Annotated in this window: 13 protein-coding genes and 1 tRNA gene; 7 read left to right on the top strand and 7 right to left on the bottom strand. The window is 61.6% G+C overall.

Annotated features, from left to right (window positions below):
• From AB9K35_RS08435 to AB9K35_RS08450, 4 genes are all read left to right on the top strand, one after another.
• Entirely contained in the window at positions 1-1,506 is a 1,506-nt protein-coding gene (locus tag AB9K35_RS08435) for an ABC transporter substrate-binding protein (protein ID WP_369925297.1), read from the top strand.
• A gap of 78 nt (positions 1,507-1,584) precedes the next feature.
• Complete coding sequence (locus AB9K35_RS08440) at positions 1,585-2,958, top strand: FAD-binding oxidoreductase (RefSeq protein WP_369925298.1); 1,374 nt, start codon at positions 1,585-1,587, stop codon at positions 2,956-2,958.
• A 14-nt stretch (positions 2,959-2,972) separates the two neighbouring features.
• Positions 2,973-4,067 carry an aminotransferase class I/II-fold pyridoxal phosphate-dependent enzyme gene (locus tag AB9K35_RS08445; RefSeq protein ID WP_369925299.1) on the top strand — a complete coding sequence of 365 codons (1,095 nt, stop codon included), beginning with the start codon at positions 2,973-2,975 and terminating at the stop codon, positions 4,065-4,067.
• A gap of 93 nt (positions 4,068-4,160) precedes the next feature.
• The gene (locus AB9K35_RS08450) at positions 4,161-5,273 is read left to right on the top strand and encodes an S-(hydroxymethyl)glutathione dehydrogenase/class III alcohol dehydrogenase (protein ID WP_369925300.1); all 1,113 of its coding nucleotides are present in this window, start codon (positions 4,161-4,163) and stop codon (positions 5,271-5,273) included.
• 349 nt (positions 5,274-5,622) lie between these two features.
• Here AB9K35_RS08450 and AB9K35_RS08455 read toward each other — a convergent pair whose 3' ends face one another.
• On the bottom strand, positions 5,623-5,757 hold the full coding sequence (locus AB9K35_RS08455; protein WP_369925301.1) for a GIY-YIG nuclease family protein: 135 nt from the start codon (positions 5,755-5,757) through the stop codon (positions 5,623-5,625).
• Here AB9K35_RS08455 and AB9K35_RS08460 point away from each other — a divergent pair.
• Both AB9K35_RS08460 and AB9K35_RS08465 read left to right on the top strand, forming a co-directional pair.
• Complete coding sequence (locus AB9K35_RS08460) at positions 5,756-5,923, top strand: hypothetical protein (protein WP_369925302.1); 168 nt, start codon at positions 5,756-5,758, stop codon at positions 5,921-5,923. The genes AB9K35_RS08455 and AB9K35_RS08460 overlap by 2 nt on opposite strands.
• 823 nt (positions 5,924-6,746) lie before the next feature.
• Positions 6,747-6,821, top strand: a tRNA-Glu gene (locus AB9K35_RS08465).
• Between the two features lie 247 nt (positions 6,822-7,068).
• Here the strand turns inward: AB9K35_RS08465 and AB9K35_RS08470 are convergent.
• From AB9K35_RS08470 to AB9K35_RS08490, 5 genes are all read right to left on the bottom strand, one after another.
• Entirely contained in the window at positions 7,069-8,139 is a 1,071-nt protein-coding gene (locus AB9K35_RS08470; protein WP_222455796.1) for a GGDEF domain-containing protein, read from the bottom strand.
• Positions 8,136-8,723, bottom strand: a complete 588-nt coding sequence (locus AB9K35_RS08475) for a heme NO-binding domain-containing protein (protein ID WP_222455795.1) — start codon at positions 8,721-8,723, stop codon at positions 8,136-8,138. The genes AB9K35_RS08470 and AB9K35_RS08475 overlap by 4 nt, the downstream gene beginning before the upstream one ends.
• A 406-nt stretch (positions 8,724-9,129) precedes the next feature.
• Positions 9,130-10,737, bottom strand: a complete 1,608-nt coding sequence (locus AB9K35_RS08480) for a trimethylamine methyltransferase family protein (RefSeq protein WP_369925303.1) — start codon at positions 10,735-10,737, stop codon at positions 9,130-9,132.
• A gap of 202 nt (positions 10,738-10,939) precedes the next feature.
• Positions 10,940-11,629 (bottom strand): HAD family hydrolase, encoded by a 690-nt coding sequence (locus AB9K35_RS08485; RefSeq protein ID WP_222455793.1) that lies wholly within the window; start codon positions 11,627-11,629, stop codon positions 10,940-10,942.
• 38 nt (positions 11,630-11,667) lie between these two features.
• Positions 11,668-11,952 (bottom strand): DUF3572 domain-containing protein, encoded by a 285-nt coding sequence (locus AB9K35_RS08490; RefSeq protein WP_222455792.1) that lies wholly within the window; start codon positions 11,950-11,952, stop codon positions 11,668-11,670.
• 126 nt (positions 11,953-12,078) lie between these two features.
• On the opposite strand from AB9K35_RS08490, the gene AB9K35_RS08495 reads away from it, so the two are divergent.
• On the top strand, positions 12,079-13,473 hold the full coding sequence (locus AB9K35_RS08495; RefSeq protein ID WP_369925304.1) for a diguanylate cyclase: 1,395 nt from the start codon (positions 12,079-12,081) through the stop codon (positions 13,471-13,473).
• Here the strand turns inward: AB9K35_RS08495 and AB9K35_RS08500 are convergent.
• Positions 13,461-13,961, bottom strand: a complete 501-nt coding sequence (locus tag AB9K35_RS08500; RefSeq protein ID WP_369925305.1) for a GAF domain-containing protein — start codon at positions 13,959-13,961, stop codon at positions 13,461-13,463. The two genes, AB9K35_RS08495 and AB9K35_RS08500, sit on opposite strands and share 13 nt — an antisense overlap.
• Between the last annotated feature and the right edge of the window lie 193 nt (positions 13,962-14,154).

The raw sequence follows: 14,154 nt of genomic DNA on the forward strand, positions 1-14,154 counted from the left end.
TTGATTGGCGCAAGCGCATTTGGCGCGGCGGCGGCACTTGGCTTGCCAGTATCCGCCTCAACCCCCAAGAAAGGCGGCGAGCTCCGGCTTGGCATCGCGGATTTCGACAGCGGCGACACACTGAACCCGCAGTTGACCGAAAGCCGGTTTGCCATGAACCTGCAATGGCAGCTGCGCAACAACCTGATCGAGGTCGGACCCGGTGGCGTGCTTCAACCGGAACTGGCGACCGAATGGGAATCCAGCGCCGATGCCCAGACCTGGAATTTCAAACTTCGCAAGGGCGTTGAGTTCCACAACGGCAAGACCCTGACCGCCGAAGACGTGATCTATTCGCTGAACCTGCATCGTGGCGAAGATACAGTGTCTGAGGTCAAGTCGCTGATGAAGCAAATCACCGACATCACCGCGAATGGCGACCATGAAATCACCATCACCCTTGAGGCACCCAACGCCTCGCTGCCGTCACTGATGTCGGTCTCCAACCTGACCATCGTTCAGGCTGGCGAGACCGATTTCGACGCCGGCATCGGCACTGGCGGCTATATCCTCGAAAGCTTTGAGCCGGGGGTAAAATCGCGTGTGAGCCGCAATCCGAACTACTGGAAAGAAGGACGCGCACATTTCGACGCGGTCGAGCTGATCGCCATCCGTGATGTGAACGCCCGCACCACCGCGCTGCAGACCGGTCAGATCGACGCGATGAACTTCGTCGACCCGACAACGGCCAACCTTCTCAAAACCCTGCCAGGGCTGGATCTCATCCAGACGCAGGGTAAGGTGCATTATTGCTTCTCCATGATCACCACCCAGGCGCCGTTTGCAGATGTGCGCGTGCGTAAGGCGTTGAAACTGGCGATCGACCGCAACGAGATGGTCGAGAAGGTGCTGGGCGGCTTTGGCTCGGTAGCCAATGACCAACCGATTTCGGTGGCCTACCAATACCACAACCCGACCATCCCTAAGCATGAATACGATCCCGATCAGGCGCGTGCACTGATCAAGGCGGCTGGCGCCGAGGGCGAGGTCCTGACGCTGCACGCCTCGGACACGCCGTTCACCGGCGCCGTGGACGCGGCGCAATTGTTCAGCGAACAGGCCGCCAAGGCCGGGATCAAGATCAACGTCACCCGTGAACCCGATGACGGGTATTGGTCGAATGTCTGGGGCAAGAAACCATTCTTCGCCTCGCGCTGGTCCGGCCGCCCGAACGAGGACCTGATGCTGACGCTCGCCTATTCCCGCGAGTCGACCTGGAACGCCACCCAGTGGGACAATGACGCCTTCAACAAGGCGCTTCTGGCCGCGCGCGGCGAAACCGACGAGACCAAGCGCAAGGAACTCTACTGGGAATGCCAGCGCTTGCTGTCGGAAGACGGCGGCCTGATCGCCCCGGTCTGGGCCGATTTCCTGGATGTCAAATCCAACAAGATCGCGGCCGGCGAAATCTCTTCCGACTGGGACCTCGACGGAGCCCGCGCTTCCGAGCGCTGGTGGATGGCATAAGAAATCCCCTCCCTGTGGGGCGTACTCCGGTGCGTCCCGTTTTTACCTTTTCGCCCACAATTTTTTCGGAAAGCGCCCATGACCGATCTTGATCAGACCATTGCCCAGCTAAGCGAGATGTTCGGAGACCGGCTCAGCACCTCCTTGGCAATGCGCGAGCAACACGGGTCCGGGGAAAGCTGGCTTCGCCCTGCCCTGCCCGACGCGGTGGTCACAGTGCGCAGCACCGAAGAGGTGGCGCAGGTTCTGAAAGTCTGCAACGAGGCTTTGGTGCCGGTGATCCCCTTCGGGGCGGGTTCATCGATCGAAGGCCAGATCCATGCGCCGAAGGGCGGGATCAGTCTGAATCTCTCTGAAATGAACGCCATCTTGTCGGTCGAAGAGGCCGACATGGATTGCACGGTGCAGTGCGGTGTCACACGCCAGAAACTAAACAAGGAACTGCGCGCCACCGGCCTGTTCTTTCCGGTTGATCTGGGCGCCCACGCCACGCTGGGCGGAATGGCGGCGACCCGGGCCTCTGGCACAACCACCGTGCGCTATGGCTCGATGCGCGATCTGGTGCTGGGCCTGACTGTGGTTCTGCCGGACGGGCAGATCATCAAGACCGGCAGCCGCGCCCGCAAGTCCGCAGCCGGCTACGACCTGACCCGGCTGTTCGTTGGTGCCGAGGGTACGCTGGGCGTTATTACCGAACTGACAGTCCGCTTGTTCGGTCAACCGGAATGCGCCCGATCGGCCATGTGCAGCTTTCCGACGATGGAGGCGGCGACAGAGGCTGTGGTCATGGCTTTGCAATTCGGACTGTGCCTCAATCGGATTGAACTTGCAGACAGCCTGCAGATGCAGGCGATCAATTCCTGGTGCAAAACGGATTTCCCCGCGACGCCGACGCTGTGGCTTGAGCTCACCGGCTCGGAGGCGGCAGTCACCAATGATCTGGAGGTCTTGCAGGGTTTAACGGCTGATCGGGGCGCAACCCGTTTCGATCCCGCCAAGGACCAGGAGGCTGCTGCCCGGCTTTGGCGATTCCGGCACGAGGCGCTCATGGCGTCACGGGCGCTGCGCCCAGGTATCAAGGGCATCTCGACCGATGTCTGCGTGCCAATCTCGAAACTGCCCGCATGTATCGAGCGCATCCAGGCGGTGATTGCCGAAACTCCGATCTTGGCTCCTCTTGTTGGGCATGTCGGAGACGGCAATTTCCACATGGTCCTGCTGTTCGACCCCGGTGACCCAAAGGAATCGCAATACGCCCGAGACATCAATGCCGCGCTGGTGACCATGGCCCAGGAGCTTGGCGGCACCTGCACCGGAGAGCACGGCATCGGGTTGGGTAAAAAGACGTATATGCCGGCCGAACACGGCCCGGCCCTGGATCTGATGCGCAAGCTGAAACACGCCATTGATCCGGGTAATATTATGAACCCGGACAAGATGTTCGACTTGTAGAAAGGGCGCGACAAATGACGATTCCGCAAGATATGATCCGCCCTGAAATCGCTGGTCTGCCGGCTTATAATGCTGGCCTGGCGCTGGACCGGTTCCGCGACACCTATGGGATCGACTGCCTCGCCAAGCTTGACAGCAACGAAAACCCACACGGGGCCAGCCCGCATGCGGTGGCGGCCATCGAACTCGCCGCAGCCTCAGTCGCGTCCTATCCTGATGCCGTCTCGCTGGGACTGCGTCGCCAGATCGGCGCGGCGCTGGACCTACCGGCGGAGCGGATCGTTATAGGCAATGGTTCCGAAGACCTGATTGGCGCGATTTACCGAGCCATTCTGCGCCCGGGCGACCATGTGGTCACGATCTGCCCCAGTTTCGGCCTGCATGAATTTGGCGCACAGGCCTGCGGCGCGACAGTCGAGAAACTTCAGTTCCATGACGACTGGAGCTTCCCGGTGCTCAAAATCGAGGAGGCGCTGACCAGGAAACCGCGCGTGTTGATCTTTTCCTCGCCGTCAAATCCGGCAGGGCCCGCGATCTCAGCAGCGGAGTTCGATCAGGTGGTGGCGGCGCTTCCTCCTGAAACGCTTTTTGTGTTCGACGAAGCCTATGTCGAATTCCTCTCGCCAGAGCAGCGTTTCGAAGCGCCTGCTCGCCTTGGCGCAACCGGGCACCCCTGGATTTCTCTCCGGACATTTTCGAAAGCCTACGGCCTGGCGGGTCTGCGCGTCGGTTACGGGCTTTGTTCGCATCCTGAATTCACCGCCGCTTTGATGAAAACCCGCAACCCCTTTGCTGTGAACGCGATGGCCACCGTGGCCGCCAGCGCCGCCTTTGCGGATACCGAGCACCTTGACCGAAGCGTCAACGCCATTGTCACCGAACGCGAAAGGGTTGCCGGTGCGATGAAGCAGGCGGGTTTCACCGTTGCTCCCTCGCAGACCAATTTCCTGTTTTTCGACTGCAAACGCAGTGGCGCCGAATTCGCCGAGGCACTGCGCCACAAGGGCATTCTGGTCAAGGGGTGGCTGGAGCCGCCCTTCCTGAACTGGGCCCGTGTCACCATCGGCACGCCCGAAGAGAACGACGCCTTTCTCTCAGCTCTCCCGTAAGGCAGTGTCGTATCGGATGCCGAAATAAGCGCTTTATGATCGCCAAAACCAAGAATTCTGACCAACAAATCAAACAAAAAACAGGAGAACACTATGCGAACACGCGCTGCTGTTGCACTCGCTCCCGGAAAGCCGCTGGAAGTCATGGAAGTAAACCTCGAAGGCCCGCGTGCCGGCGAGGTTCTGGTTGAAATCAAGGCCACTGGCCTGTGCCACACCGACGAATTCACCCGATCGGGCGATGATCCCGAAGGCATTTTCCCCGCGATCCTCGGCCATGAGGGCGCCGGCGTGGTAGTCGAGGTCGGCGAAGGTGTGACCAGCCTGGAAGTGGGCGACCATGTGATCCCGCTCTACACCCCCGAGTGTCGCGAATGCGAATACTGCCTGAACCCGAAAACCAACCTCTGCCAGTCGATCCGCTCGACGCAAGGGGCAGGCCTGTTGCCCGACGGCTCGACCCGGTTCTCGATGCTCGACGGCACGCCGATCCACCACTACATGGGCTGCTCGACTTTCGCCAACCACACGGTGGTGCCGGAGATCGCACTGGCCAAGGTGCGCAAGGACGCGCCGTTCGACAAGATCTGCTATATCGGCTGTGGCGTGACCACCGGTATCGGCGCGGTGATCAACACCGCCAAGGTCGAGATCGGCAGCCGCGCCATCGTGTTCGGCTTGGGCGGCATCGGTCTGAACGTGATCCAGGGCTTGCGGATGGCGGGTGCCGATCAGATCATCGGCGTGGATCTGAACGATGCGAAAGCCGAGATGAGCCGCCATTTCGGCATGACCGATTTCGTGAACCCGTCAAAAGTCGAGGGCGACATGGTGGCCCATCTCGTCGAACTGACCAAGGGCGGCGCCGATTACACCTTCGACGCCACAGGCAACGTTAACGTCATGCGCACCGCGCTGGAAGCCGCGCATAAAGGCTGGGGCGAGTCGATCATCATCGGCGTGGCGCCGGCCGGGGCCGAGATCTCGACCCGCCCGTTCCAGCTGGTCACCGGCCGCTCGTGGCGCGGCACCGCCTTCGGCGGCGCCAGCGGACGCACGGACGTGCCCAAGATCGTCGACTGGTATATGGACGGCAAGATCGAGATCGACCCGATGATCACCCACAAGCTGACGCTCGACCAGATCAACGAAGGGTTCGAACTCATGCACAAGGGCGAATCTATCCGCGCTGTTGTCGAATTCTGAATCCCAAGGGCCTCCGGGCTGGTCGCAAAAAATGCAACCGGCCCGGACGGTGAACGGCCGACAATCGACGACATACGCAATCAACCGCGCCTCGGAATCTGAAATCCTGCACAAATCTCGCGTAACGCGGCCGGCACCTGCAAGCCAGGGCGGTCCACTTGGTTCATGTCCAAGACAATCTCATATCCAGAGCCACCGGATATTTCTGCCACAGGCGTGTTGCCTTTGAGAACATGCGCGAGTCTGGCATTTCGAACAGAAGCCCGCCCAGGGGCCCATGCTGAAAGAAAGACAGAAACGAGCACTCACGCGCTTACGCAGTCGCGTAATCACGCATGAACACAGTCCTTTATCTGCCTGTCTTTCTTTGCGCGAGGTAGGTGTTGATCCGTGAAAACGCCTCGCGGTAGTCCATGTCGAAGAACTCTGGGTCGCTTCGGATCCTCCTGTCGGCAAACAGATCATGGATGTCCTGCTCGCTCATGCTGGGGTCATCCACTGACCAGGCCATCAAGACGATCTCTGCTCGCCGCCCTGATGGAAAATTGCTTGAAGATGATCTTGATGAAGTTGGCGGCAAGACAACGGCTTTTACCAAAGTAGTGGACCGGCTCCTGACCGGACCGGAAATCAAGCTGCCGGAGGATTAATTCATGACAATGCCGGTCATGAAAGAAGGCCTTCCGTCTGGCCTGGTGGCACTCCCGGGCGCGTAATTGGGGGGGGCGACATTGTCTGCGCCCGATCGCTCTCAGCTGCCTGATGATCCGCTCATTGGTGCAGCGGACGATCTCCTTTACCCCGAAGGGGGCCCACAGGTGTTTGTCGGCCATTATAAGATGCAGGGTGCACCCGGCGTCGAAGCAGGCTCGGCGATCTGCCTGGATTCCCCAAGTCGGCCCTGCCTTTACCAATGCCGCGGGGAGACCCGGCTGAAACCGGAAAACCTGCTCGAGCTCTATTGAATCTTGCCGGGCAAATCGATGTTGCGCCAGAACACTAACCATGACACGTTGGTTTGCACAAATTGGTGCGGGTTGCACATGAACCTGGATTTTGTTGTTTAGTATCAACGCTGTGAAATTTGGCTCCGCGCCCTACCGCTGGAGCGAAAACTGATGGCATAGCTGTCTCCAGAGAGTTCCATCCTATTTCAGATTGCAACACCATACTAAGATGCTCGTGGGACACTCTCCTACTAACCCATTGATCTCTATGAGGGAGTGTGGACGTTCTCGTGGGACACCTTTGTCCTTTTTTTGTTGAGTTTTCAGGAAAACTGCGATTCCCCTACGGGCTGCCACTTTTCCGCACAGATCACGACTTCGAGACGCGCCGCTTTAGTGCGTTTTTTTCGTTTTCGCCCAATGAATTACGCCTACCCCGGCCATCGCAAAAAAAACTTCCCATTCCGGCAAAAATCCTCTTGCGCCCGGCCAGCGCAATCAGTAAACACCCCCTCACAGACAGAGTGGCCCGTTCGTCTATCGGTTAGGACGCCAGGTTTTCAACCTGGAAAGAGGGGTTCGATTCCCCTACGGGCTGCCACTTTTCCCTCTTAAATTCGAAGTGACGCAAGCAAGCGATAGTGTTTGCTGGCACATGTCGGCTCCGCGCATCTCGCGATGCTGTCGCTGTGCGATCAGGGGCGTCCAGAAGGTCTTCACTGGAAGCAGCAACCACATGCGCGAGCAACCACGGCACAGCCCTATGCGGCCAGCCCGCCGGGCGAACCTGTCGGAAACAGGAAAGAGCTCTCAAATCGGCTGTCGTGCAGGGCACGACGCCATTCTCATCAGGCCGCGGAACCGTCCTCAGCCGGGGCACCGTTGGGTGAGGAGAGCGAGGCGCCATTGGCAGCGGTCACCGGCCCCACCTCTTCCTTTTCCAACCCCTCGCGGTAGAAACAGTGCTGCGCCCGCCCGGCCCGCTTGGCCGCGTAGAGCGCCAGATCAGCCTGGTTCAACAGCTCCGCCGCATCCGGTTTCGACTGCCCGGTTGACAGCGTTGTACCCGCACTGGCGGAAATCCGGCACTGGTGGCCACCGTAGATGACCGGCTCCTCCAGCCGCGCGATCAGACGCTTCGCAATGGATTCGAGCCGGGAGCGGTCCAGAACCCCTTCGAGGATCATCACAAATTCATCGCCACCGACCCGCGCCACCGTGTCCGATTCGCGGGTACACTCCACCATGATGCGGGCCGCCTGCTGGAGCACCGCATCCCCGGCGGCATGACCATAGGTGTCATTCACCTGCTTGAAGAAATCCAGGTCCAGATGCATCAGCGCGAATTCACGACCGCCATTGATGAGGCGCGCGAGCACGTGGTCCATCGCCCGGCGGTTTTTCAGCCCGGTCAACGTGTCGGTAAAGGCCTGTTCTTCGGCGGCAATCATCGCGCCTTGCAGACGGGTGTTCAGCTGACGAGACGCCTCCATGGCGGCCGACTTTGCCTCGACCAGGTAGAGCATCTCGATGGTCAGATCCGTCGGCGAGAAATCGGCGCTGGTCAGGTCGTAGTCCCGCACGGCCTCGAGCACCGAAATGCCAAAGGAGAGGTTGATGAAGGCCCCCTGCCCATCCGGCAGCGGTGCACACACCCCCTTCAGCCCGGTTTGCGGCGCATCGCGGAATTGCAGATGCAGCTTGCTGCCAGCCGTGCGGTGCAGATCCGCGACAGAGCGGACCGAGCGGGGCCGTGACAGGTCGAAGAGACGGAAGAACCGGCGGCCCTTCCACGTCAGGTCCGGGCGCAATTTTCGCAGCGTCGGACCGGCAGACATGATGCGCCCCTTGGCGTCGATGATGACGTACATCGGACAGATGACCCCGGCCATCTGCGTGAGCTGCTCAAATGACATCATAGAGAATGCGCCCCCAGATCAAATTCGCGTCCTTCGGCGAATTTGGTGACCACCAAGGTAATCGAAATCACCTCGGCGCCGCCCTGGCGGCCGCTGTGGTCCAGGAACACCAGATCCCCGTAGTCGTCGGCCATCGCGCGCAAGACGCCCATCAGTACGTGGCCATATCCGGGCAGGCCAGGCTGGCAGATCAACTCGAATTGCTCCGGCGCCTGTTCAACCAGTTCCAGGGCCGGCAAATGCAAGTCCGACACCGCCAGTCGGGCCCGGTCCGGCAGATCATCCAATGAATGCAGGAATTCCACGTAGTTGACGCCCCCGAATCGCAACAACCTGCGCAGGGCTTCAACCTGCGGGTTGGAGACCAGGAACGTGCCCATATCCTCGAGAATTTCCGGCAGAGGCCGCGCCAGCACTTTTTCCATCGCGGTGAGCATCCGACTGGACTGCTCTTCTGAATAGACCAGCATTGCCTCGAACTCGGTAAAACCGAGCTCGGCTTCCTCCATGACCTTCTCCCACCGCGCCTTGCCGTAGGTCGTGGTCACAAATGCCTGAATCGCCCTATTGATCAGACCGTGCATGCAATGGCCTCTCCTTGCCTATGCCCCAGTCTTGCAGGCTTCCGGTTAAGAAAGCCCCAACAAAGCCCGATCACACAGCACACCGGCTTCACATGCACTTTGCCCGTTGCCCTTCGCACGTACTCTGCACCCTTGCCAGACACCCTGCAGGCCACTGTGGCGGCGGCCTGCGCAACGCTACCATAATCCGTCGACAGCCAGTCTGACCAATCAATTGCGTTTCATCGACCTTGATGAACGCAGTCGGGCCAGTACCGACTCTCGGCTGCTCATGAAGACCTAACTGAACCGGTCGCCGCGGCAGGGCAAGCCGACTGCGCCGCCTGTTCTGCGGATCAGCGGTTTTCCTCTTGCGCTTCAGGGCACTGGGCGGAACGCGAAGGTATCGCAGGCGCGCGCAACAGGATCAGAAATCCGTCGGCGCGCCGCCCTCAGCCTTGCGGCGGGCGACAAAATCCGCCAGTTCGTCCCGGATCGCAACGTCCATCGGCGGCGGTTCGAATTCGCCGATGATCTGGTGGAACAGCTTATGCGCCCGCTCCGCAGTCCAGACTGAGCCCGCCTTCTCCCAGGCCTCATAGTTGCGCCAGTCGCTCAGGAACGGCTGATAGAAGGCCTCGGCATACCGGTCCTGAGTGTGCTGAATGCCGAAGAAATGCCCGTCATGGCCGACCTCGCGGATCGCATCCAGCGCAATGTCCTGTGGGTCAGTCGCAGACAGCTGCGGCTGCATGTAGCGCTGGATCTGCTGCAGGATCTCGCAGTCCATGATGAATTTCTCGGGGCTGGCGATCAGGCCCCCCTCCAGCCAGCCGGCTGCGTGGTAGACCATGTTGGTGCCCGACTGCACCGCCGCCCACAGGGAATTGGAGGTCTCCCAGACCGCCTGCCCGTCCGGCACGTTGGCGGCGCAGACGCCGGAGGAGCGCATCGGCAGCCCGTAAAAGCGCGCCATCTGGCCGGTCATCTGGGTCGCGCGCATGTATTCCGGGGTCCCAAAGGCAGGCGCACCGGATTTCATGTCGACGTTGGAGGTAAAGGTGCCGATCACGCAGGGCGTGCCGGGGCGGACGTATTGAAACAGCGCAATCGCGCAGAGGCTTTCGGCCAGCGACTGCGCCACCGCCCCTGCCAGGGTGACCGGCGCCATCGCCCCTGCCAGCGTGAAGGGCGACACCACGATCGCCTGCCCCCGCCGCGCCAGCCGCAGGCAGCCGTCGATCATCGGCTGGTCGTGTTTCAGCGGCGAGGTGGAGTTGATGTTGGTGTACATATGCGGCTTGGACTCGAACTCCTCATGGCTGAGCCCGCCCGCGATGCGCACCATTTCCATCACGTCCTCGACCCGCTCCTTGCCCAGGCTGTAGGCGTGCATTGCCTTGTCGGTCAGCGTCAGCTTGTCATAGAGCACATCGAGATGGCGCACCGAGGCATGGATCTCCACCGGCTCCACCGGGTAGCCGCCAGCGAAGTGGATGCAGTTGAAATACTGGGTCAGCTTGAGCAGGTTCTGGCAGTTTTCGCGGGTCCCCGGCAGTTTGCGGTTCAGCGACATGTCCCAGTAGTTCGGCGGCGAGGAGACATTGCCGAACAGCATGTGGTTGCCGCCCAAGGGAATCGTCCGGTCCGGATTGCGCGGCGTAATCGTGAACTCGCTGGGCGCCTTGGCCAGCATCTCCATCACGAAGTCCCGGTCCATGCGGACCAGCTCGCCCTCCACCCGCATCCCCGCCTCGCGGAAGATGTCCAGCGCCTCGGAATTCAGGAAGACGACGCCGATGTCTTCCAGGATGCGCATGGCCCCCTCGTGGATGGCCTGCACGCCCTCCGCGCTCAACGGTTCGGTGGGGCGGTCGATGTTGACCGGGATCTGCCATGGCATCTGCTCCAGCACCGCGCTGCCGCGGCGCGCGGCCGCTCCGGCGCGACCACCCCCACGCCGTCCCGCGGATCGTCTCGTTGACCGCTCGGACGAGCCCGCACCATGCCCGTTGCCTGCCACTGCATCTGCCATTTCAACCTCCCTGCCGCGCGTTGAACTCCCGGCCTAGAGCTTAAATGTGCCAGCACGGGTGGTCCGGACCTGTCCAAACCCGACTCGCACATGTCGCTTTCGGAACATTACGGGGCGGATTTGGCATTTTCTGTACATAAGTGCCCAGTAATCGGCCCAGCGCGTCGCTTCCGACGCTGACCGATCGGGAATCAGTGGCGCGTCAACGGTCCAGCCAGGCCGGGATATGACCAATGTCGGGCAGCACCACATCGGCATGCGGTGCCAGTTCCGCTTGCAGCGCCATACCGGTCAAAACGCCGATCCGCTGCATCCCTGCCGCCGCCCCAGCCGCCAGGTCATGCAAGCTGTCGCCCACCATCGCCGTGCGCTCCGGGGCCACGCCAGTTGCGGCGCAGAAGGCCAGAAGCGGCGCCGGATCCGGTTTCGCGCCGTGGCCGCTGTCGCAGCCCGCCACGAAGGCAAACCGGTCCAGCACCCCCGCCCGCCGCAGCTGGCTGACGGCCGAGACTTCGGCATCGTTGGTCATCACCCCCAGCACCAGACCACGCGTCCTGAGGCCATCGAGAAAGGCTGCCAGCGGCACGGCCGGAGCCAGTTCCGCCGCGGCGGCACTTTCGGCCAGGTAGTCTGCCAGCGCCGCGGCATCCATGTCATCGACGAACGGCGCCAGCACCGCGGCAACCTCGTCATTGCTGCCCGCGATCACGAGACTGTCCGGGTTGAATGCCTTGCGGTCCAGATCATAGCTGATTTCCGCTGCCATCATCTGCAGCCGTTGGGCGTTGCCGCCGGAGAGCCGGTCCAGAACTGCTGCGGCCCAACCGTTCCAGGTCGCCGCGAAATCAAACAGGGTTCCGTCCTTGTCGAACAGGAGGGCTTCAATTGGCATGACAGGTCCTTGCAGCTGCGGATTCGCAGGCGAGCCTATCAGGTCCAGTTCACCTGCGCACCGCCCGGCAGCGCCATCCGCGCCATCATCGGCGCCTCATAGGGCAGACCGGCCCCATCGCAGAACTGCATCACCCAATTGTCGTCCATCGTTAAGAAATCGAGCACCGAGCCCAAGAATTCAGGCTCTGTCGCCCGGGCCCGCAGATCCGCTTCGCTGGCGCCGGTAGCGCCCAGAAACACCGGCAAAAGCTCATCATTGCCTGCCAGCCAGCCCAAAACCTTCAGCGCCAGCGTCTCCGCCGCGTCAGCGGAAAACCGCATATTCTCCACTTTTGCCCCGCTTTCCCGCCGCATTGCGGCCAATTTAGTAAAAATACGAAAGGGTTTCTTAACCAGTCTCAGCAAAACTTCCAGTCATAGGATTTGCAAGGGGCGAAAGGATACCGCGTGCAAGGAACGATCCTGGTCATCGACGGCGTCTCCACCAACCGCATCATGCTGAAGGTGCAGCTGGCGGCCGCCTATTACGATGTGGTTCAGGCTGGCAGCCTTGCCGAGGTGCTGCCTGCCATTCGCCAGCATCGCCCCGACCTGGTGCTTTCCGCCATGTCGCTGCCCGATGGGACTGCGGCCGACGTCAAGCGCGAGTTGTCCAACGACGAGAGCCTCGCCGACCTGCCGCTGATCGCGGTGAGCGACATCGAGGGACCGCAAGCCCGACTGGCCGCGCTGGCGGCAGGGATTGATGACGTCTTGCAGCAACCAGTGAACGACGTGATCCTGCAAGCCCGCATCCGCAGTCTGCTTCGTGCGCGCTCTGCCTCCGAGGAGCTAAACCTGCAGCGCGACGCGTCTCATGGGTTCATGTTGCCGCTCAGCGACCGAAGCAACAGCGAGGAGCTGCAACAAGCGACCGTCGCGCTGGTGGCACAGGATCCGCGCGCAGCCAAAACCTGGCGTGACCAATTGGCCACCTGCCTGCCCTTTGGCCTGCGCACCCATGCGATCAGCGACATTCAGGGGCTTATGCAGGCGCCGGTCGCGGATGCCATCATCATCGAGCTGACCGAGCAATCCGCCAGCGCCGGGTTGCGGCTTCTGGCCGACCTGCGCGCCCGTGCGGCAACGCGAAAATCTGTCGTCATCGCGATTCCGAACCCCGGTGATGCGGAGCTGGCCGCCGAAGCCCTCGACCGCGGGGCGCATGACGTGCTGCAACACGGATTCGACGTGGCCGAACTGGAGCTGCGCCTGACCGCCCAACTGCGGCAGAAAATACACCAGGACCGCCTGCGCGACAGTGTCCGGAACGGGCTGCGGGCCGCGGTGCAGGACCCGATGACGGGTCTGCACAATCGCCGTTATGCCCGCCCGTTCCTGGATCGAACCACCCAGGCCGCAGCCGTGAGCGGCGAAAAATTCGCCGTCATGCTCGCCGATCTCGACCATTTCAAAAGGATCAACGATCTCTACGGCCACCCCGCTGGCGACGCTGTGCTGATTGAGGCCGCCCGACGCATGCAGGCCGTCCTGCGCCCGGCGGACCTGCTGGCCCGGGTCGGCGGCGAGGAGTTCATGGCGGTGTTGCCCGGAGCCACCGAGGCAGAGGCCGGCATGGCTGCCATCGCGCTGTGCAACGCCATCAACAGCAAGCCCTTTCAGGTACCCGGTTCCGCCCAGCCGGTGCGGGTTACCATCAGCATTGGTGCAGTGATGGGCGGCGGGGGACAGGATCTCAACGCCACCACGCTGATCGAAAAGGCAGATCAGGCGCTCTACAATGCCAAGAATGCAGGGCGCAACCAGGTCACCTTGCCGACCGGCTGCATTCAGGCCGCGTGATCGGCTGACGCCAGCGTTTGACCCACGGCAGTGCTGAGGGCCGCCATGACCTCGAGATCTTCTGGTGCAAACGGATCTCGCGCCTCGATCGCCGTGAAGTTCACCGTGCCCCAGGTCGCCCCGTCTATCACGACAGGGGCCCCGACATAGGTTTCCAGCTGGAACATATCGTAACAGGGATGTCCCGAAATCTCCGACGTACCAGCGCGGTGGAAGGCGACCGGCCCGGCGGCCTTCAGCGTGTGGCTGCAGTAGGTCTCTTCCAGTGCAAACTCTGTCCCGGGTTCAACCTCCACCTCATGCGACGCACAGTGCATGACGGTGTAGCGGCTGTCCTCGACGCGGCTGAGCAGCCCTGACGATGTCTTGAAGAAGGTGTTGCCGAATACCAGCAGCTCTTTCAGCTTGTCTGATGACGTCAAATCCTCGCGGCGGGCGATGGCCTCTACGGTCTCGACCGCACCGGCCGCGCTATCGGCTCCTGACATGTCTGCGCTCCTCCTTCAGCCTCAAAGCACCGCAGGCCCCCTCTCCAGCCCCGCAGCCGTGACCTGAGCGGCCACCAGACAACCCTGTCACAGGGCGGCGAAACTTGGCAACGTGTAAGTTACGGGCATAAAGCGACAATTTGCAATTCAAAGGGGTTTCAGCGGTGCTCACAACAACCCCTGACAGAGGAGG

Origin of the sequence: Leisingera sp. XS_AS12 (genome assembly GCF_041224635.1) — a bacterium.
Lineage (GTDB): Bacteria > Pseudomonadota > Alphaproteobacteria > Rhodobacterales > Rhodobacteraceae > Leisingera.